Genomic DNA, 17090 nt, shown 5'->3' on the forward strand with positions numbered 1-17090 from the left:
CCATCCGCACCGATATGGCGGTTCACCATCCGATGCCCGCCGACACAGATCTGGCACAGGCGGTCTCCCGCCGGCTCGTGCCCAGCAGGACGCAGTCGGGGACCGGCAGCAGGTCGCCAATCAACTCCACTCCCTGCCGAGGGAGTACTTCCTGGTGATGATCGAGGCGTTCAGGGACAATCCGGGTACCCTGACCTGCCCATATGCCCGCATTGTCCTCGCCGTTGCGCCCACACCTGCCCTGGCAGCCAATGCGCAGATGTGGAAGCCGACCGCCATGCTCCGGCGAGCTGGCTGCGCAGGGGCATCAAGACGGACCCTGAACGACTGCAGTAGCTCTTCCGCCAGGAGGTACCGCGACAGCTGCCCTTCGTCGAGGAGGCTGTGGGCAGGCAGACACCAGCTCTGCTGTTGCAGCTGGATGCCGCCTGCGAAGCCGCCGATGACCTGGCACGGGCTACGGAGTAAACCTTCCGTGCACACCCGGACGCGTCGACCATGCCGAGCTTCCGCGGAATCGGTCCCTGGGTGGGTGCCCGTGTTCCAGGAGAGATCGGTGACGACGGAAGCCGGTTGGCCACGGCTGGAGGGCTGAAGACGTACGTGGCTGAAGACGTACGCCGGTGGCGCCCCGATCACGCGAGCTTCTGGGAAATGGCGCTGCGCCGGACGCTGGTTCGTGAAGAACTACCGGCTCAACCAGGTCGGCCACCTGCGGGCCTTCTTCTCTCAGTGGTTCATCCGACGCGGACACTCGCCATTCCTGCAGTGGCGCCGGCAGCAGAAACAGCCGCCACGTGAGCGGAACGGCGTCGTTTGGCCCGGACGGCAGGGCGGACGATGATTCGGCCATGCGACCCGAAGCGCAGAGGTTCGTTGCGAACGGGCCGCTTCCCGGCTGGGACGCGAGCGAGAAGGAAATCGACAGGCGTGACGGCCAGCCGGCAGCGATCTCCCGGCCGGTCACGCCCGAAGAGGCCGCAGCGTTGGCCACGTGCGTCGGTCCCGACGACTGTTACGGAGCTGCCTGGACGTTCGTGCACCTCATCGAGACAGCCCCGGCCCGGTGCCGCAGCTGAAGGACCCGGGGCCGGAGGCGGGCGACTGGGTCCAGACCTTGTGGGTGCGATGGGGCGGCGAACCGGCAACGACTTGACGGCTTTGACCGCTTGAGGAGTCTTTCCGGTGGCCAGGAAGAGGCCCTCCACCCCTTGGGCTCGGCGGCGGCCGGCAGCGTCGGCAACCTGGGGCGTGACGGCGGTCGACGCTGCCCGAAGCGCGCGATGACAGGTCACCTGCGAGCAGCCCGGATACAACCCTCGCGGCCCGCCGCGAGTCAGTGACGCCGCGGTGAGGTGAGGACCCTCGCGTAACCGGGCCACAGGAATGGCATACGATGCGCGCGACCCTTGTAAAGATTACTTAAAAGGACGTACACGTCATGGCAATCCGTGCTTCGCGCCGTTCCCTCCGCGGCATATCCGCCGTTGCCGCCCTGCTCGCGATCGGTGCGGTGGGATGCTCGGACGTCTCCGACGCCGTCGACAGTGCCAAGGACAGCGCGAAGAAGGTGACTCGTCAGCGCTCGGTGTTCTCGCTGGACACCGGCGACTGCTACAACCCGAACGGCAAGGCCGAGGAGACGGCGTACGCCGTCGAGATCGTGCCCTGCGACGAGGCGCACAGGGGCCAGGTCGTCGGCGAGTTCGCGATCGACAACGGCAAGGGGTACCCCGGCGACGACGGGATCGCCACGATCGCGGACACCCGCTGCCCGGTCGAGGCACAGAATTACGCCCCGGACACCTGGGCGCTCCCCAAGGGCGTCGCCCTCTTCTACTACACCCCGACCAAGGAGAGCTGGGCGACGGGTGATCGCGCGGTGAGCTGCACCTACACCGTGGAGAAGGGCACATTCAGCGGCTCGCTGGCCACCGCGAAGTCCCTCAAGCCCGAGCAGACCACGTACCTCAAGGGCTCGAACGCGGTCTACGAGGCCCTGTGGGCGCACCAGTCCGAGAAGGACGCCGTCGAGGACGACCTGGCCGGGTACAAGGCGCAGGCGAAGGCCGTCGCGGCCGCCCTCGACGCACACGTCAAGGGCCTGGACGGCATCGAGGGCACCGAGGTCGGCAAGCTCCGCGCGACGCTGACGAAGGCGGCCGGGAACTGGAAGAAGGCCGCGAGCGCCGCCGACGCCGACACGTTCTACATCGCCTACGACCCGGCGTTCACCGACATCAACCCGAGTAAGTCGGTCGCCGCCCGAAAGGAACTGGGCCTGGCCACCACCGTCCCGGCCGACGAGGCGGAGGTCTGGGCGGGCTGACGCTTTGTCGGAGTAGCGGGGCCGTGTCCGTCAAAGAGAAGGGGACGGCCTCCGCCAACGCGTACTGGGCAGCACGAGCAGTCCCGGAAGAAGACCCAGATCGCGGATTACCGGGGCCGGGGGTTTCAGGGCCTTGCCTACCTGTGCCTGCGGATCGACGCTGGGCCTTGACACCCAGGTCGACCGCGGGCCCGGCCCTCGGGCCGACGCGGGCCGACCACCGCAGGCCGGTGCCGGCACGCTGCTCCTGGGCCACGATCCCGGCCGCCGTGCCGACACCCCGCTGCGCGCGAACCTCGGCGGCCGGGGCGATCGGGTATGTGTTGCCCGTGCGATGACCGGCGTGACTGTCCGTCGCGCTCTTGGCGCCGGTCCTCAGGCTTTCGCGGGTGCGGGTGTCAGCCCGCTTGGAGGGCCAGGTTCTTCGGCCGGCCTGCCGGCTCTGGCCTGGTCGAGGCGGGAGAACCGGTCCTTGGGCCCGGTGGGCGTGAGCTTGGCGCAGCCCTTGGACTTGTAGTCGAAGTCGGCGTCCCAGCGCCAGAAGTCGTCGTCCTTGAGAGGAACGCCGACGGCCTGCGTGCCGTCGTCGAGCATCTTGCTGTGGATGAGCATGTCGGTCCGCTTGACGGGCTTCTGGCCGGGCGCGGACACGCAGTACGGGCCGCGTCGCCCTGCACTGCTATCTCCGCGAGTCCGGCGAACGCCTTCGCCTGATCGGCGAGCTCGCGCGGCTGCTTGACCTTGATCGCCGCCCCCGAGGTCTTCGCCACGGCCACGGCCACGTCGTCGTGGAGGCAGAGCGCCTCCAGCGGTCACACGGTGCGCTGCGCGGTGAACGGGATGATCCCCAGAGAGACAGATGTGAGCGACATCGCAGCCAGGAGGAGGCGCAGCTGCCCTTCTACGGCGTCGAGGCCGGCGGTGCGGTAGCGCAGGACGGATCCGGATCCCTCTATGAGGACGACGTAGTCGTGACCGCCCTCGTGGGGGAACCGGAAGCGGGCGTCCCGGGCGGCGACGGCTCCGGCCTCGTTGGAACCTACGGCAGGCCACATGTCAAGCAGCGACTTGCCGAAACTTCCCACCGCGCATCGGGTGAGTAGGCGTCAGAAGATCACCTGCAAGGGCTAATTGATTTTCAATCTCCCACGCTCAAAGTGATTTTGACGGTTATTCAGCTCATCCTCGGGGTGCCATGAAGAAGCTCTGTAGACCCGATCGGCCCACCAAAACAGGGATCTCGATTTTCTCGATATGACAGCAATAAGGGGTGTTAGTACGTTCAGTCATGCACCGGCTGTCACAGCGGGACTGTCTCTGATTCCGAGAAGGAGAAACAAGCGACATGATCATGACCCGTTCACACGCGATCGCCACGGCCGTCGCGGCCGCCGCGGCACTGACCGCGACCGGCATCACCTACGCCTCCGCCGTCACCGCCCCCCAGGCCCAGGTGGCCCCGGCCGTCCTCCCCGCCCAGGCCCCCATGGGCGGGGACAGCGGCAACGCGGGCAAGGGCAACGAAGGCAAGGGCAACGAAGGCAACGAGCGCGGCGGCAACGAGCGCGGTGGCAAGCGGCATCACGAGGAGGGCCGGATCCACATCAACGAGCGCGAATACTCCGGCCGCCCCGACGGCTGCATCACCGTCGTCAGCGGCCTGGGCGCCAAGAGCTTCAACATTCGCAACGACAGCCGCAACGAAGTCGAGGTCTTCCGCGGAGCCGTGTGCGACAACGGTGCTCCCATCGCCACCGTCGGCCGCTACAGCTCCGCCAACAACATCCGCCCCGGCAAGGACGAGGACGATGACTGCGAGAAGATGGATGGCGGCGTGAAGGTCAAGCACGGAGTCGTCGCCAGCTTCCGCGTCATCAAGCGCCACCACGACGAGAGGGGCGAGGGCGGCGAATTCGGCGGTTACTAAAAATAGCAACCGCCTGATGCACATGCCAGAGAATCCCGGCCCGCCGTAATCGGGCCGGGATTCTCGTCCGGCCTCCGGCCCGAGAATATCCCTTCTCGGAACATCCGGCCCGGGACCGCGGACGCGCGGAGGCGCCGAAGAGCGCGGCATACAGCCGTACCGGCATAGAACGGATCCACGCGCGGAGTGGCGCCCCGCACCCCATACCCATGACGTGTCGACCAGCAGCACTGCTCTCCACGACGCTGGCCAGAACGGCCCTCCCAGGCCCGCCTACCAGCGCATACCGAGGACATCGAGGACGGGAAGGTGCTGGCCGTACTGCACCGACGGCCCGGTTCTGGACGCGCATGCCAAGTCCCTGCCCTTCCTGGTGGACTGGACGCTCAACGAGGCGAAGCTCGGTCAGCCGAAGCTGTCCGGTCCTCGCAAGGCGCCGGCCCGCTGCTCGTGCTCACCCAGGCCGCGCTGGAGCGCTACGGCCTCCCGGCCACGCTCACCGACGGGGGAGCGGCTCGCCGGGCGCCTGACAGAGGGCCACAAGGTCATCAAGCAGTTGGTCCGTGCGGAGTGGAAGGTGACGAAGCGCGGGTTCGGGCCGTGGGTGCGGATCCACCGCCCGGCGCAGGGTTCGGAGCGGGCCTGCGTGCAGCTGTGCATCCCGTCGCGGAACGCGCTGGACACCCGGCACTGGGGCGAGGCCGGGCAGCCCCGTCGGCCGAACTTGCCCATGTGTCGAACGTGTATGCGTCCCGGGTGATGACGCCACGTGGTTCTCACCGCGGTGATTGGGCTGGAGCTGATGACCGTGCTGCACCGGCGACCCGGGCCTCCGAGCCGGATGCGAACGGCAAACGGCACTCCGAGTACAACCCCGTCTCGCTGGGGAAGGACCCGGCGAACTGCGCGCCGCGCGAGGCCCCCGACGGGCACCCGCTCCCGGCGGACCTGCCGCGGTTCCATCTACGAGGCCTCGGGGAGAGACTGTTCGAGGAGGCGTACGACTGGGCGCGGCCGATGACGGGCGCCGAGTGCACCCTGCGGCACCTGGTCGGCATCGACGTCAACCTGGTCTTCGCCGCGGGCGCGAACGGGCTGACCGTCGGTCTCGGAGTGCCGACGCACATCAAGGCCCCAGTAGTCGCCCCGAAGCTGCCCGGCAGCAGGCTGGTGGAGCTGTCCCACGTCGGCCTGTCGAGGGTGAAGGTCGCCAAGGACAGGTGGGCGTAGCTGGACGCGAGTCTGCTGCCCAACCCGTTCACGGCGAAGGGCGATTGCCCCGAGGGGCCGGCCCGGTACGCGACGCCGACCGTGGCGTACGCGGTGGAGCTCGGCTACGAGGTGCGGCCGGTGGAGGCGTGGGTGCGGCGAGAGAAACGGCCGCTACCTGGACGGCTGGTACAACCGGCTGCGCGACGCCTGCCTCGCCACGATGGCTGACCTCGGCGTCGACGCCGACCTGGCCCCGGCCGGCTTCCTCGTGGCGGTGGACGGCTACCGCGGTCGTGACCCGGGGATGGCGATCGTCGCCTCGGCCATCGAGGCGACGGTGAGGGGCGGCCTGGGCAAGGTGCGCGAGCGCCCGCGCGGGGAGGGTTGGTGGCCCGGTCAGTCGTGGCGCGCCCTGTCACGGCCGACGTGGTGGCCGGACATCCGCGCGGCGGTCATCTCGCGCACGAGGATCAACCTGCACCGGGAGATCGTCAAGCCTACGGCGTTCACCGGGCAGTGCCCGGTCGCGATCCTCTCGGACTGCGTCGTCTACGCGGCCTGTGGGCCCTCGCCGCTGGACTTCTTGCCCCACTGAAGACAAGCCGCTGCCGGGCCGCTTCAACCTCGGCATCAACCCCGCCTGGTCGAGCACGAGGGCACCCGGTCCGTGCTGCGGGGCGAAGAGGTCCGCGAGCGGCTCAACGCCCCGGAGCTCAACCTCGCCCGGTACATCAAGGACGGCACCGTCACCGATGTCGACAACGGAGCGCAGAAGAGAGCGATGAGCTTGTTCGCGGACGGCCTGGACGCCGCCGTGCAGAGGGCGTTCACCCGCCCGGCGCCCAAGAGCGCGGGCCTGCAGATGCGCTACCTGGTCAAGCAGCTCAAATGGGTGCCCAAGTGCCCTTTCCGGTGTTCGGTGACAGCGAACCGCAAGTGCTTGCCATCGGTCCTTGACGGGCGGGGGTTCGTGTCACCGAAATTGGAGCACGCGGCGCCGCCGTCTGCGGGGCAGGGCGGTACCCTGCGCCGTTATGATCACTGCACGCGAACTCAATAGGGCGGCTCTCAGCCGCCAACTGCTGCTGGAGCGTGAGCCGCTGGCCGTTCCCGACGCGGTGCGGCGCGTGGTCGCGCTCCAGGCGCAGCATCCGGCCTCGCCGTACCTCGCGTTGTGGAACCGGGTCGCCGGTTTCACTCCGGCCGAGCTCGACGCCGCCTTCGCCGGTCGCGCGGTGGTCAAGGCGACCCTGATGCGGATCACCCTGCACGCCGTGCACGCCGAGGACTATCCGGTTCTGCGTGCGGCGATGCAACCCACCCTGTACGCCTCCCGGCTCGGTTTCCGTTTCGCCGACGCGGGGCTGACCCCAGCGGACGCCGACGAGCTGGTGCCGGAGCTGCTGGCCTTCGCCTGCCGGCCGCGGACTTCGGCACAGATGCAGGCTTGGGTCGAGAAGCGGCTCGGTGCCGAGAAGAAGGACGGGGCGTGGTGGGGGCTGAAGGCGTACACGCCTCTGCACCATGCCCCGACGGACACGCCGTGGTCATTCGGCCTCCGGCCGTCCTTCGTCGCGGCCGGGACCGGGCCCATCCCTGCAGGACGGGCAGTGGATCCACACGCGCTGCGGACCCTGATCCTGCGCTATCTGGCAGGCTTCGGGCCCGCGTCGGTGGCGGACGTGGCACAGTTCGCCATGGTGCAGCGGGCACCCGTCCGCGAGGCGCTGCGCGTTCTGGACGGCGCTGTCGAGCGGCTCCAGGCTCCGGACGGCGGCACGCTGTTCGACGTCCCGGACGCCCCCCGGCCGCCCGCGGATACTCCCGCGCCACCCCGGCTCATGGCGATGTGGGACAGCATTCTGCTGGCCTATGCCGACCGCAGCCGGGTGATACCCCCGGCCTACCGCCCCCTGGTGATCCGCAGGAACGGAGACGTGCTGCCCTCCCTGCTCGTGGACGGCTACGTCGCTGGTGTGTGGCGCCCGGTGGACGGCGGTATCGAGGCCACGGCCTTCCATTCCCTGTCGTCCTCTGCGTGGGACGGACTCGCCGCGGAGGCCCAGTCCCTGAGGGCGCTCCTCAGCGACCGCGAGGTGGAGGTCTACAGGCGCTACCACCACTGGTGGGCGAAGCTCCCCGAGGCCGAGGCCGAGGTGCGGATGCTGTGACCAGCTGACTTCTTGCTCAGACTTCAGCGGTGACCGTTCTGGGTTCGCCGACACGGGACACCTGTCTGCAGAGGTCGGCGCGGCGCTTTCGCAAGGGCGGGTGGGGGGTTGCTGACAAATCCCCTACTTCGCACGGGCCGGTGACAAGTGGCTTGCTTCGCCATTCACAACTACGGTGCCGCGCACACTGCAACTCGCAGGTCGGCGCGGCCCGGGGGTGACAACTACCCCGTGTCGGCTCTGCTGTGACTGAGTGTTTCAGTTGGCTGCTGGGTGTTCCGATTGGCCGGTCTGGTGCTCAAAGTCGGCGTTGGTGTGGCGGGTTCGCAGCCAGGGTGCCAGCTGGACCATTCCCCACGCGACCTCGACGGTGAGGAACAGCCACAGTAGCTGCGAGGCGCCGTTGACCAGTGCGTATGCCATCCAGGCAGAGAACAGCGTGCGGGCGGCGCCGTCGTACAGTCCGTGTACCGGCAGCGGCCGGACGATGCGCAGTGCCGCCCAGACGACCACTACCGAGCCCATCAGATTCGCGTACAGGGTCTGCCATGAATCGAGTTCGGGCAGAGTGCCCCACATGAGTGCGTCGCCCAATGAGGACAGCGCGTCGTGCACCAGTGCGTACGTCCACGGTGTCACGAACCCCGCAGTGACCGCGAGGTCGTACCAGGCGCTCGCGCGTACGGTGTGAAGATAGATGGGGCGTGCGGGGGCGTCGAGATGGATCATGTCGGGGCTCCGGCCGGTCGGGTTTCAGTGACGCCTCACGCTAGACAGTGGAGTACGGTCCAAGGTCAAGTTCATCATCCGAAGGGGGCGTTGAGGATGCGCATCGGAGAGCTGGCCGCGCAGGCGGGGGTGACCAGGGACACGATTCGGTTCTATGAGAAGGTCGGTCTCGTCGTGGGCCGACGCCTGGCCAACGGCTACAGGGACTTCCCGCCCGAGGCGGTGGCCTGGCTGCACTATGTCCGCACCGCACAGACACTCGGATTCTCATTGGCGGAGATCGCGCGGACCGGCGAGGAATTGCGTAAGGCGCCGGACGCCTCGGAAGCGCTGTCCGCGCTCTTCGAGGAAAAGATCAAGCTCGTCGACGCACGTATGTCCGCACTTGCCACCCTGCGCGCCGAACTCACCGAGCGTGTCGGTACCGGATGCCCGTTGCGGGCAGTCGACCCCGATGAGGACGGCGTCGGGAGCATGACCGACCGACCGCTGCCCAGAGCATTCAGGCCGGTCAACTGAAGCGCTCGGTCAGACCCGAATGTGACCGAGCGCTTCACTTGGCGAGTGAGCCATCGACCTGGCGGGTCGAGCGCTTCAGTCTCCCTCCGGCCTGCCTGACTCGGTTCGCTGTGGCGGCTTGTCGGATGTGCAGGGTGCAACCTGGATCACATGGGCCGAGCTTGCCTTCACCAACCGGAAGGAGACAGGCAGCTCCGGCACGCGGGCCGCGTATTGGTTGCCGGAGATGAATCCGGCTGAGCCAATCCGGTCGGAGCAGTAGCCCGCGTCGAGGAGCGCCTGACGTGCGTGGATTCCGGTGTTCGCGGCGGATTGGTCGAGCCTGCCGGTGTAGTTGAGTGCGTCGGCGGGGTTGGTCGTGACGTCGGCGGCGGTGATGATCCGGTGCGTGTCGTCCACGACGGCCTGGGCGTTGTAGGCCTGGATGAACGCGCCGTGAGTCATACATCGGGCTCGCCGGACGTGCTACCACTGTCATGAGATGAGAGATCGGGGGTGTCGGTACTCTCACCGGGCTGTATACGCGCAGGTCGCGTACTGACACGAAGACAAGAGATCGCAGTTCACTGACAGCAGCAGCGTTTGTCCACCAGTTTGGGTTCTGGCTCAACTCCTGTGATGCCGGCCCGTCGATCGCAAGGACGGCGCGTCGGACGCGGGAAACCAGCAGGTCGGCGGGATCGCCCTGATGCGGGTACGAGCGGGAGCGCCGTACGACCAAAGAAGTTGAGCCAGAGCCCCAGTTCGGGAGGCGGGGGAGAGGCCGAGCATCCGTAGATGTTCATGAGACAGCACTCCAGATGTTCATGAGACAGCACTCCGGGCTGACGAGTCCCGACCGCGCCTGGTTGGGCAACGGGGCGGCTGATAATGCGTTGTCGGCCTCAGATGGGCTGCGAGAGCATCCGGTGCATGGAAGAGCCTGCCGAAAGTCTCAGTTCTGATGAGGTTGAATTGCGCCGGTGGCGCATGAGCGACCTCGACGCCTTGGAACGCCTGATCCACGAGTCTCTGGACCATCTGGCGCCATGGATGCCTTGGGCAGCCGACCACGGCAGACAGCAGACCTCCGATTTCCTCGCCCGGAGCCAGGCAGAGTGGGAGGCCAGGCAAGTCTTCGGCTTTGCGATCACGTCAGATGCTGCGGTGATCGGCAGCTGTGCCCTCTTCCGCCGCATCGGTGCGGGCGGCCTGGACATCGGCTACTGGCTTCACCCTCACTGGACCGGACAGGGTCTGGCCACGATGGCCACGGCGGCTCTTGTCGGCCAAGGCTTCCAACTGGCGGGCATCGACCGCATAGAGATCCATCACGATGCTGCCAACCCTGCCAGCGGAGCCGTCGCCCTCCGCTTGGGGTTCACTGAGGTCGAACGGACACGAGCACCTGAAGGACCCGTCGCTCCTGGCGAAGTGGGGATCAACGTCGTCTGGCGGATGACTACAGACCAATGGAAGGCGAGGACGGCTGAGCACGCTGAACGAGCAAGCTGAACAGGAGATATTCCACATCAGCGCCGTGCTCCTGGTGAAAGGGCCTGGTCATGCCGCAGATGTCCAAGGTTGAGCTGTACATGGCGATCCGACGCGGTCACCGTGCTGGCATGAAGTTGGTCCAGCGCTACGTCTCGGACCGGCGACACCCAGGGTGGAACCCAGGGCCGCCGTCGCATTGATGGACACAGCCAGGAACGGCCACACACGCTGACGGGCCCCGGCGCTCGTGACCCTCCCCTGCAATCGAAAGCCACCGTCACCCTCCGCGACGGCTCCCCAAGATCTGTGCCAGAACCCACAACTCGCGTATAGAGCCACACCGGTCCTGGTGTCATCCGTCCTTTCGGCCGACGTGCCCGACGCTGCCATGTCCGCGGAGCAATCTCCGCTGTCTTCGCGCTATGGCTGCGGTCAGCAGGGTTGTGGCCACCAGCAGGGATCCCATGGCCCGGGTCACACGGCGGTTTCGGAGCGTACGGCGGTGCGTGGCCATGCCGGCGGCGAGGAAGTCCGCTTCGAGGGGGGTGATGTCGTCCCGCTCGCCATCTGGGGCGTGCGCGGCGAGCTGTGCCAGGCGGATCGGGGATATCCGCACGCCCCGTTCCCGTCCGATCGCTTCCCACGCGCCGGCGGCTTCGGTCAGCCAACGCTGGAAGTGCAGCTTCTCGCGGCTCTGTTCGATCCAGTCGTTCAGCCGGGGCCAGGCGTTGATGAGTGCCTCGTGTGTCAGGCTGACGCCGACGCCATCGAGTGTGATCAGTCCGGCGCGGCCCAGTGCCTCCAGGAGACCGGCCGCTCCTGGCCTGCCGGAGAGGGCTTCGAGCTCCGCCCGGGTCGTGGAGCGGCGTGTGTCGGGCATGTCGTCGGTTCCTGGGGTGATCAGCCGTAGCAGGATCCGTCGTGCGATGTCCGCCCGGGTGGCGTCGAACCGGGCATAGACGCCCTCGGCGCTCTGTGCGATGGCTCCTTGGAGACCTCCGGCCCGTTCGTAGGAATCAAGGGTGAGCGTCCGCCCGCTCCGGCGCTTCCAGGTCTCCAGGAGGGCATGGGACAGCAGGGGCAGCGCGGACCCGCTCTCCGCGACGTCGGCGATGAGCCGGGCTGTCAGCGCGCGCTCGACGACCAGGTTGTGTGCGCGCGCCGGTCCGACGACGACCTCGCGCAGTTCGGTCGTACTCATGCGGGTCATGGTCAGGCTCGCGCCGCGTATCACCTTGGCGAGGCCGGAGTACTCGTGGCAGCGCCTGGCGAAGTCCGTGCGGATCCCCAGGACGACACGAACGCGGCTGCCCGGATCCCGGGCCGCGAGGAGCGCCGCGACGAACTCCTCCCGCTCGGCCGGATGGGGACACAGCGTGAAGAGCTCCTCGAACTGGTCGACGACGACCCAGGTCTCCCCGCCCGCCGACGCGGGGACGAGCGCGGACCGGTGACGGTCGAGCGGGTGCGCCCCGGGGGTTAGGACCCGGATGGCAGCCGGGCCCTCCTCACCGGACCGGACCGCCTGCTGCAGTCGGGGAATCAGACCGGCACGCAGCAAAGAGGACTTGCCGCTGCCCGAGGGACCGAGGAGGGCGACCACACGGTGCTCCCTCGTGAGGGCCAGAAGATCGTCGCTCAGTGCTTCCCGGCCGAAGAACAGGTCCTTGTCCCCGGGTTCGAACCTTGCCAGACCCCGATACGGGCCCGGCGCATCCGCCGGCTCACGGGCCGCCAGTTCCTGGGACACGGCATACCAGCGTTCCTCCCATTCCTCGGGGTCGGCGCCGCATGCCGTCGCGTAGGCCCGCACGACGGGCAGAGAAGGCAACTGCTCGCCCGCAGCCGCCCGTGACAGTGTCGCCACCGAGTACCCGGCACGGCGAGCCATGGCGGCGTACGTGGGCCCACCCGCCTCCCGACGCAACCGGCGCAGGTCATGGGCCAGCCGCGTCACTGGGCCCTGTCCCGGATCGAGCGGCTTCTCCTGACGCCCCATGCCCGCCCCGTCTCCCGTACAACACCATCCGCCCCTGACCTGCCGATCACGCACCTAACCGGTTCCGGTGCTCCGCTGACAAGAGGGTTTCGCGTCGGGCGTCACAGTCGGGGCCGGATTGTTTCGTCGCCGGAACCGGGCTGCGCAACAACCTCCCACCAGCGAAAACTCAAAGCAACGGGGGCGACAGGCCACCACGACAGAGAGGACGCCGTCATGCCGCTGAGCGACGACGAACTGCGCATCATCGAGGAAGCGCGCAGGCGCTCCGAGCAGGAGTACGCGGAATTCCAGGCCAAGCAGGAGGCCGACCGCCAGGCGCGGTTCGCCGAGGAGGCCCGCCGCCGCGCGGAGGAGCGCCCACACTCCGGGCCCACCTGGTAGGTCATTGCGACAGTTCCGCCCCTCGCACCACCACGTTTCGAGATCAGAGGAGACGGAGCTTCGGTAGGGCGGCCGGCGCTTTGGTGTTCATGGCTGCCATGGCGCTCGGCTTCGGCGGCGTCGCCGAAGCCGAGCCGACGTCCGCGTCCGTGCAGGCATCGACGCGCGTTTCGCAGGCGGCCTCCGTAGCGATGCAAGGCACGCAGCAGTACCGAACCACCCAGGTCACCAACATCGGGGGCATGTACTCCTGGCAGTGCCGTTTACGGCCAGGAGTACATGGCCTACGGGCTACGCACGCGGCTACCGCTGCATCCCCGTGACCTGGCTCTACTCATACCTCGTCGTGTCTCGGTAAAAGCGTCTGAGAAGCGGTTCTCCTGGTCAGCGGATGCCGCTGAGAGCGGACAGCGCAAGATCTCTGTAGGCGGACAGATCAGCTCCTTCTCTGCGGACAGCTGATCTCCCTCTTGGCGGAAACCGCCGCAGTCACCCGGCCGAGACTCCCGTTCGACCGACAGCCTTCGAGATCGGTACGGGTAACAACCACTTACGTGTCGGGATGCTGCGGAAGGGCGAGCCAGTCCGACCAGGAGATCTCGCGGCCGAGGAAGCGCGGCTGCTCGAACGGCCAGTCGGCGGCGATCCACTGCGGCACCAGCGCGTCGAGGGCCTGCTCGACCTTGCTGCCCACCAGCTCGTCCACCACCCACCAGGAGATCTCGCCGTCCGCGCCCGTCCTCTCCGGTGGGTCGATGTAGACACAGCCGAGCAGAACTGTCTCCGCCGCGTCGAACAGCGCGTAGTTGAAGGACTGGTGCGCGGCGATCTCCTTCTCGTGCCGCAACAGGTCGGCCTGGTCGGCCTCGTAGGTCATGGTGTCCGCGGGCCAGCCCCAGGCCGGGCCGAAAATGGTCCACAGCCGCTCGCGCGAACCCATCACAGCCGGATAGTCGAGCGGGGTGTCCACCTCCCGGATCGGCCGGAGGTGATGACCACCGCCCGGCAGCGGTACCAGGACAGGGTGGACGAAGTCATCGGGAAGCCAGCTCATGGCACCCGACCGTAGCAGCGCGCGGCTGTCCGCTCCCCTGGATTTTCCCCGCATACCGCCAGGCCCTGCTCTCATGCCGGGCAAGGCCCGCGATCACCCGGTCGAGACTCCCGTTCGATCGACAGACTCCATGATCGGTATGGCAACGGCTTCTCAGGCGCGGACGCAGAATCGTGAGGGCCTGAGATCTGCGCAGCCGAATCGGTGCGCCGTAGCGACGCCCTTTCTGGGCACCGTTCTCGAACACCGGCAGTTCCGCCTGCCTGTGCCGCGCTGACGGTGTTCGAGAACCGGTCGATGGATGAGCACGCTTCGTTGTCCGTATAGCGGAGTGGGTCTATTGGGATGATGAGCGCGAGACTGCATCGCTTCCAGGTGGCCTTTGCTGCATCACGGCACCCAAACTCCTGCGTGCCTGTCGCGTGATGACTTGGACAATGTGCCGGCGCCCTCGGCTCGGCGGCTCCGATCTACCGCCCGGCAGGCGCTCACGGCGAGGCGCCGGGCTCCCCCCGTTTCCTTGGGTCCGAACGCCTGCAGCGCTCATTGATCGGCGGTGCTCGTGGCCGATGCCTCAAGTGAGGCGTCGCCATGGAGGTAGCGTCCTGGGGAGGTGCCGACGGTTCGTCGAAACGCCGCGAGGAAGGCGCTCGGTGTCGCGTATCCGATGGTATGTGCGACGCGGGAAACGGGCTGGCCCTCGGCGAGGAGGGGAAGGGCGGCACGCAGCCGCACATGGGTTCGCCAGCGGTCGAAGTTCATGCCGGTGTCCTGGACGAACAGCCGGGTCAGGGTGCGTCGGCTTACCCCGGCGGCCCGTGCGTGTGCTTCAAGACTTCGGGGGTCGGCGGGGTTGGCGAGCAGCGCGTCGGCCACGGCGCGTACGCGGTCATCGGCGGGGTCCGGCACATCGATGGGCGTGGCCGGCAAGGGGCGCAGCAGATCCAGCACGACCGCCTCGGCCCGTAGCCGGGCGTCATCGGGGAGATTCTCGCGGCTGAGGTAGGCGATCAGGTGGGCCAGCAGCCCGTCGACTCCGACCGGCGTGGGTTCCGTCCAGTCCTGATCGCATCTGTCCGGTTCGAAGTAGAGGCTGCACAGCACCGCGTCGCGGGTCGCGCCGGTCCGGTGGACAACCCCCGCGGGCAGCCACAACGCCCGTGTACGCGGCAGGACCCAGTAGGCATCGTCGACAGCGACGCCGAGCACCCCACGCCGCGCCCAGGCCAACTGGTGCTGCGGGTGGCTGTGCGGGACAAACCACTGCCCGGACGCCAACGGAAAGTGCCCGACGACGATTGCGCCCACCCCGGCCGGGACGGCCCCCACGACGGCATCGGTCATGCTCCCAAGACTATGTCCCCGATGCGATACAACATGGCCCCATAGCGCATCGCGGCCGACACAGCCGGTGCATAGCGTCCTCTCATGCCGATCAATCATCCGCGCCACCGGCGCTACCACGGTTCGCACAAGCCGCTTACGAGGACAGGGCGTCCGGCATGACGTCGCTATCAACCGCAGCCACAACCAACGTCGTTGGGCGCCGGGGGCCGGCCCTGGTAGTGCTGTGCTTCGTGCAGTTCATGCTCGTCCTGGACGACAACGTGGTGAGTGTCGCGCTCCCCAGCATGCGCGATGACCTGGGCTTCAGCACCGCGGGTCTGGCCTGGGTCGTCAACGCCTATTTCCTCGCCTTCGGCGGGCTGTTGCTGCTGTTCGGCCGCATGGCCGACCTGCTGGGCCGCAGACGCGTCTTCCTGACCGGTGTGGCGCTGTTCGGTGCGGCGAGCCTCGTCTGCGGGCTCGCGCAGGAGCCCTGGCAGCTCGTGACCGGGCGTTTCATCCAAGGTGCGGGAGCGGCCATGGCCAGCCCCGCCGCGCTGGCACTGATCACACTCCTCTTCCCCGGTACCGAGGAGCGCACCAAGGCGTTTGGCATCTGGGGCGGCATCGCGGGGCTTGGCGGAACGACGGGCCTGGTGATCTCCGGCGCGCTGACCGGCCTCGCATCCTGGCGCTGGATCTTCCTGATCAACCTGCCGGTGGCCCTCGCGGCCCTGGCGCTGCTCCCGCGCCTGGTCCCCGAGAGCCGGGCCGGGCGCGCGGTACGCCTCGACGTACCCGGTGCCCTGCTGGGTACCGGCGCCCTGGTGTCCCTGGTCTACGGACTGCTCCGGACAGGGCAGTCGGGCTGGGGAGACACCACCGCCGTCGGGCCCCTGGTCCTGGCCGTGTTCCTGGCCGTCGTCTTCGTCGCGGGCGAGGCACGAACCGCCGAGCCACTGGTGCCGTTGTCGTTCCTGTCCTTCCGGTTCCGCGCCGCCGCCAACGGGGCGACCTTGCTGTTCTCCGCCGCCATGTACGCGATGGCCTTCCTGCTGATGGTTCACCTGCAGACCGTGCTCCACTACCGTCCCCTCACGGCCGGCCTCGCCTACCTGCCCTACTGCGCAGGCATCCTGACGGGCATGTGGCTCTCCTCCCGAGCAGTGATCAGGCTCGGCGTACGCCCGGCCCTCATCATCTCGTTCCTGATCAGCGCGGCCGGACTCCTGCTGCTGTCCGGCGTGGCACCGGGCGACGGCTACGCCTCCGGAGTGCTGCCCGGCATGCTCGTCACGAGCCTCGGATGCGGACTGAGTCTGCCCGCCCTGACCGTCGCCGCGCTCACCGGTACCACCGAGGAGAACGCCGGGCTCGGCTCAGCTGTTCTGAGCTCCGTTCAACAAGTCGGCGGCGCCGTGGGGGTGGCAGTGCTCGTCGCTCTGGCCACGCGTCGCAGCGACACCCTGGCCGCACAGGACGACCTCCTCCACGCTGCGACGGAGGGCTTCTCACTCGCGCTCATCGTAGGTGCCGTCCTCCTCACGCTCGGCGCTGTCCTCATAGCCGTATTGCTGAAAAGGGACCAGCGCCCAGCTGACGCACTCAACGCCCAAGAAGCTCCGGTCAACCACAGGAATTGTACGTAGAGGTGGGACGGCACAAGGGTTCGGCTCGGCGACCGGGACGAAGCCTCGACCGGGCCTCGCGAACTCGACCTCGCAAATCACGATCCGAGGGGCCAGGTTCGGCCGTATCCCCGAACCGGTCCGCGACTTCACCGACCAGTACGGCTACGATTCCACGGACTGGACCGGGCTCTCCGGGCTGATCAGGACGCGCGACCTCCACACCTTGGGCTTGTTCCTCCGCCGCGCGGTCCGAGACGACTCTCGGACCGCACAAGGACTGAGCTTTCGCATCGTCAATCTGCAACGGAGCGACTCGCGAACCCTCTGGTCTGC

General features: G+C 67.9%; 12 protein-coding genes and 4 pseudogenes. 9 read left to right on the forward strand and 7 right to left on the reverse strand.

The features are described 5' to 3' along the window. The first annotated feature begins 1441 nt into the window (after positions 1–1441). Positions 1442–2329, forward strand: coding sequence for a septum formation family protein (locus AB0D53_RS20530; protein WP_362448489.1), 888 nt, complete (start codon positions 1442–1444; stop codon positions 2327–2329). Positions 2330–2704: 375 nt separating this feature from the next. Here AB0D53_RS20530 and AB0D53_RS20535 read toward each other — a convergent pair whose 3' ends face one another. Together AB0D53_RS20535 and AB0D53_RS20540 are read right to left on the reverse strand one after the other, a co-directional pair. Next, positions 2705–2941 (reverse strand): hypothetical protein, encoded by a 237-nt coding sequence (locus AB0D53_RS20535; protein WP_362448795.1) that lies wholly within the window; start codon positions 2939–2941, stop codon positions 2705–2707. Between the two features lie 44 nt (positions 2942–2985). Then, positions 2986–3366, reverse strand: a pseudogene (locus AB0D53_RS20540) (Scr1 family TA system antitoxin-like transcriptional regulator); the annotation flags it as partial. Positions 3367–3674: 308 nt separating this feature from the next. On the opposite strand from AB0D53_RS20540, the gene AB0D53_RS20545 reads away from it, so the two are divergent. The 4 genes and pseudogenes from AB0D53_RS20545 to AB0D53_RS20560 all read left to right on the forward strand — a co-directional run bounded on the left by AB0D53_RS20545 (position 3675) and on the right by AB0D53_RS20560 (position 7639). Continuing rightward, positions 3675–4256, forward strand: a complete 582-nt coding sequence (locus AB0D53_RS20545; protein WP_362448492.1) for a hypothetical protein — start codon at positions 3675–3677, stop codon at positions 4254–4256. 85 nt (positions 4257–4341) lie between these two features. After that, positions 4342–6234 (forward strand): annotated as a pseudogene (locus AB0D53_RS20550) (transcriptional regulator); the annotation flags it as partial. A 15-nt stretch (positions 6235–6249) separates the two neighbouring features. Next, positions 6250–6357 (forward strand): annotated as a pseudogene (locus AB0D53_RS20555) (XRE family transcriptional regulator); the annotation flags it as partial. Between the two features lie 145 nt (positions 6358–6502). Beyond that, positions 6503–7639: a winged helix DNA-binding domain-containing protein gene (locus tag AB0D53_RS20560; RefSeq protein ID WP_362448495.1), complete on the forward strand. Its 1137-nt coding sequence runs from the start codon at positions 6503–6505 to the stop codon at positions 7637–7639. Between the two features lie 258 nt (positions 7640–7897). Here AB0D53_RS20560 and AB0D53_RS20565 read toward each other — a convergent pair whose 3' ends face one another. Next, the gene (locus AB0D53_RS20565; RefSeq protein WP_362448498.1) at positions 7898–8368 is read right to left on the reverse strand and encodes a hypothetical protein; all 471 of its coding nucleotides are present in this window, start codon (positions 8366–8368) and stop codon (positions 7898–7900) included. 96 nt (positions 8369–8464) lie between these two features. Between AB0D53_RS20565 and AB0D53_RS20570 the strand changes: the two genes are divergently transcribed. Then, complete coding sequence (locus tag AB0D53_RS20570) at positions 8465–8887, forward strand: MerR family transcriptional regulator (RefSeq protein ID WP_362448501.1); 423 nt, start codon at positions 8465–8467, stop codon at positions 8885–8887. A gap of 252 nt (positions 8888–9139) precedes the next feature. Here AB0D53_RS20570 and AB0D53_RS20575 read toward each other — a convergent pair. Beyond that, positions 9140–9328, reverse strand: a pseudogene (locus AB0D53_RS20575) (IS1182 family transposase); the annotation flags it as partial. Positions 9329–9799: 471 nt separating this feature from the next. Here AB0D53_RS20575 and AB0D53_RS20580 point away from each other — a divergent pair. Beyond that, positions 9800–10381: a GNAT family N-acetyltransferase gene (locus AB0D53_RS20580; protein ID WP_362448504.1), complete on the forward strand. Its 582-nt coding sequence runs from the start codon at positions 9800–9802 to the stop codon at positions 10379–10381. Positions 10382–10715: 334 nt separating this feature from the next. Here AB0D53_RS20580 and AB0D53_RS20585 read toward each other — a convergent pair whose 3' ends face one another. Then, positions 10716–12362 (reverse strand): helix-turn-helix domain-containing protein, encoded by a 1647-nt coding sequence (locus tag AB0D53_RS20585; protein ID WP_362448507.1) that lies wholly within the window; start codon positions 12360–12362, stop codon positions 10716–10718. A gap of 216 nt (positions 12363–12578) precedes the next feature. Here AB0D53_RS20585 and AB0D53_RS20590 point away from each other — a divergent pair, with 216 nt between their 5' ends. Further along, a complete protein-coding gene (locus tag AB0D53_RS20590; protein ID WP_362448510.1) occupies positions 12579–12746 on the forward strand; it encodes a hypothetical protein in 168 nt (55 codons plus the stop codon). 550 nt (positions 12747–13296) lie between these two features. On the opposite strand, the gene AB0D53_RS20595 is transcribed toward AB0D53_RS20590, so the two are convergent. Together AB0D53_RS20595 and AB0D53_RS20600 are read right to left on the reverse strand one after the other, a co-directional pair. Beyond that, on the reverse strand, positions 13297–13800 hold the full coding sequence (locus AB0D53_RS20595) for an N-acetyltransferase (RefSeq protein ID WP_362448513.1): 504 nt from the start codon (positions 13798–13800) through the stop codon (positions 13297–13299). A gap of 543 nt (positions 13801–14343) precedes the next feature. Continuing rightward, a complete protein-coding gene (locus AB0D53_RS20600) occupies positions 14344–15144 on the reverse strand; it encodes a helix-turn-helix transcriptional regulator (RefSeq protein WP_362448516.1) in 801 nt (266 codons plus the stop codon). Between the two features lie 158 nt (positions 15145–15302). Between AB0D53_RS20600 and AB0D53_RS20605 the strand changes: the two genes are divergently transcribed. Continuing rightward, on the forward strand, positions 15303–16775 hold the full coding sequence (locus tag AB0D53_RS20605; protein WP_362448519.1) for an MFS transporter: 1473 nt from the start codon (positions 15303–15305) through the stop codon (positions 16773–16775). Positions 16776–17090: the final 315 nt, after the last annotated feature.

The organism is Streptomyces sp. NPDC048295, from assembly GCF_040652135.1.
Lineage (GTDB): Bacteria > Actinomycetota > Actinomycetes > Streptomycetales > Streptomycetaceae > Streptomyces.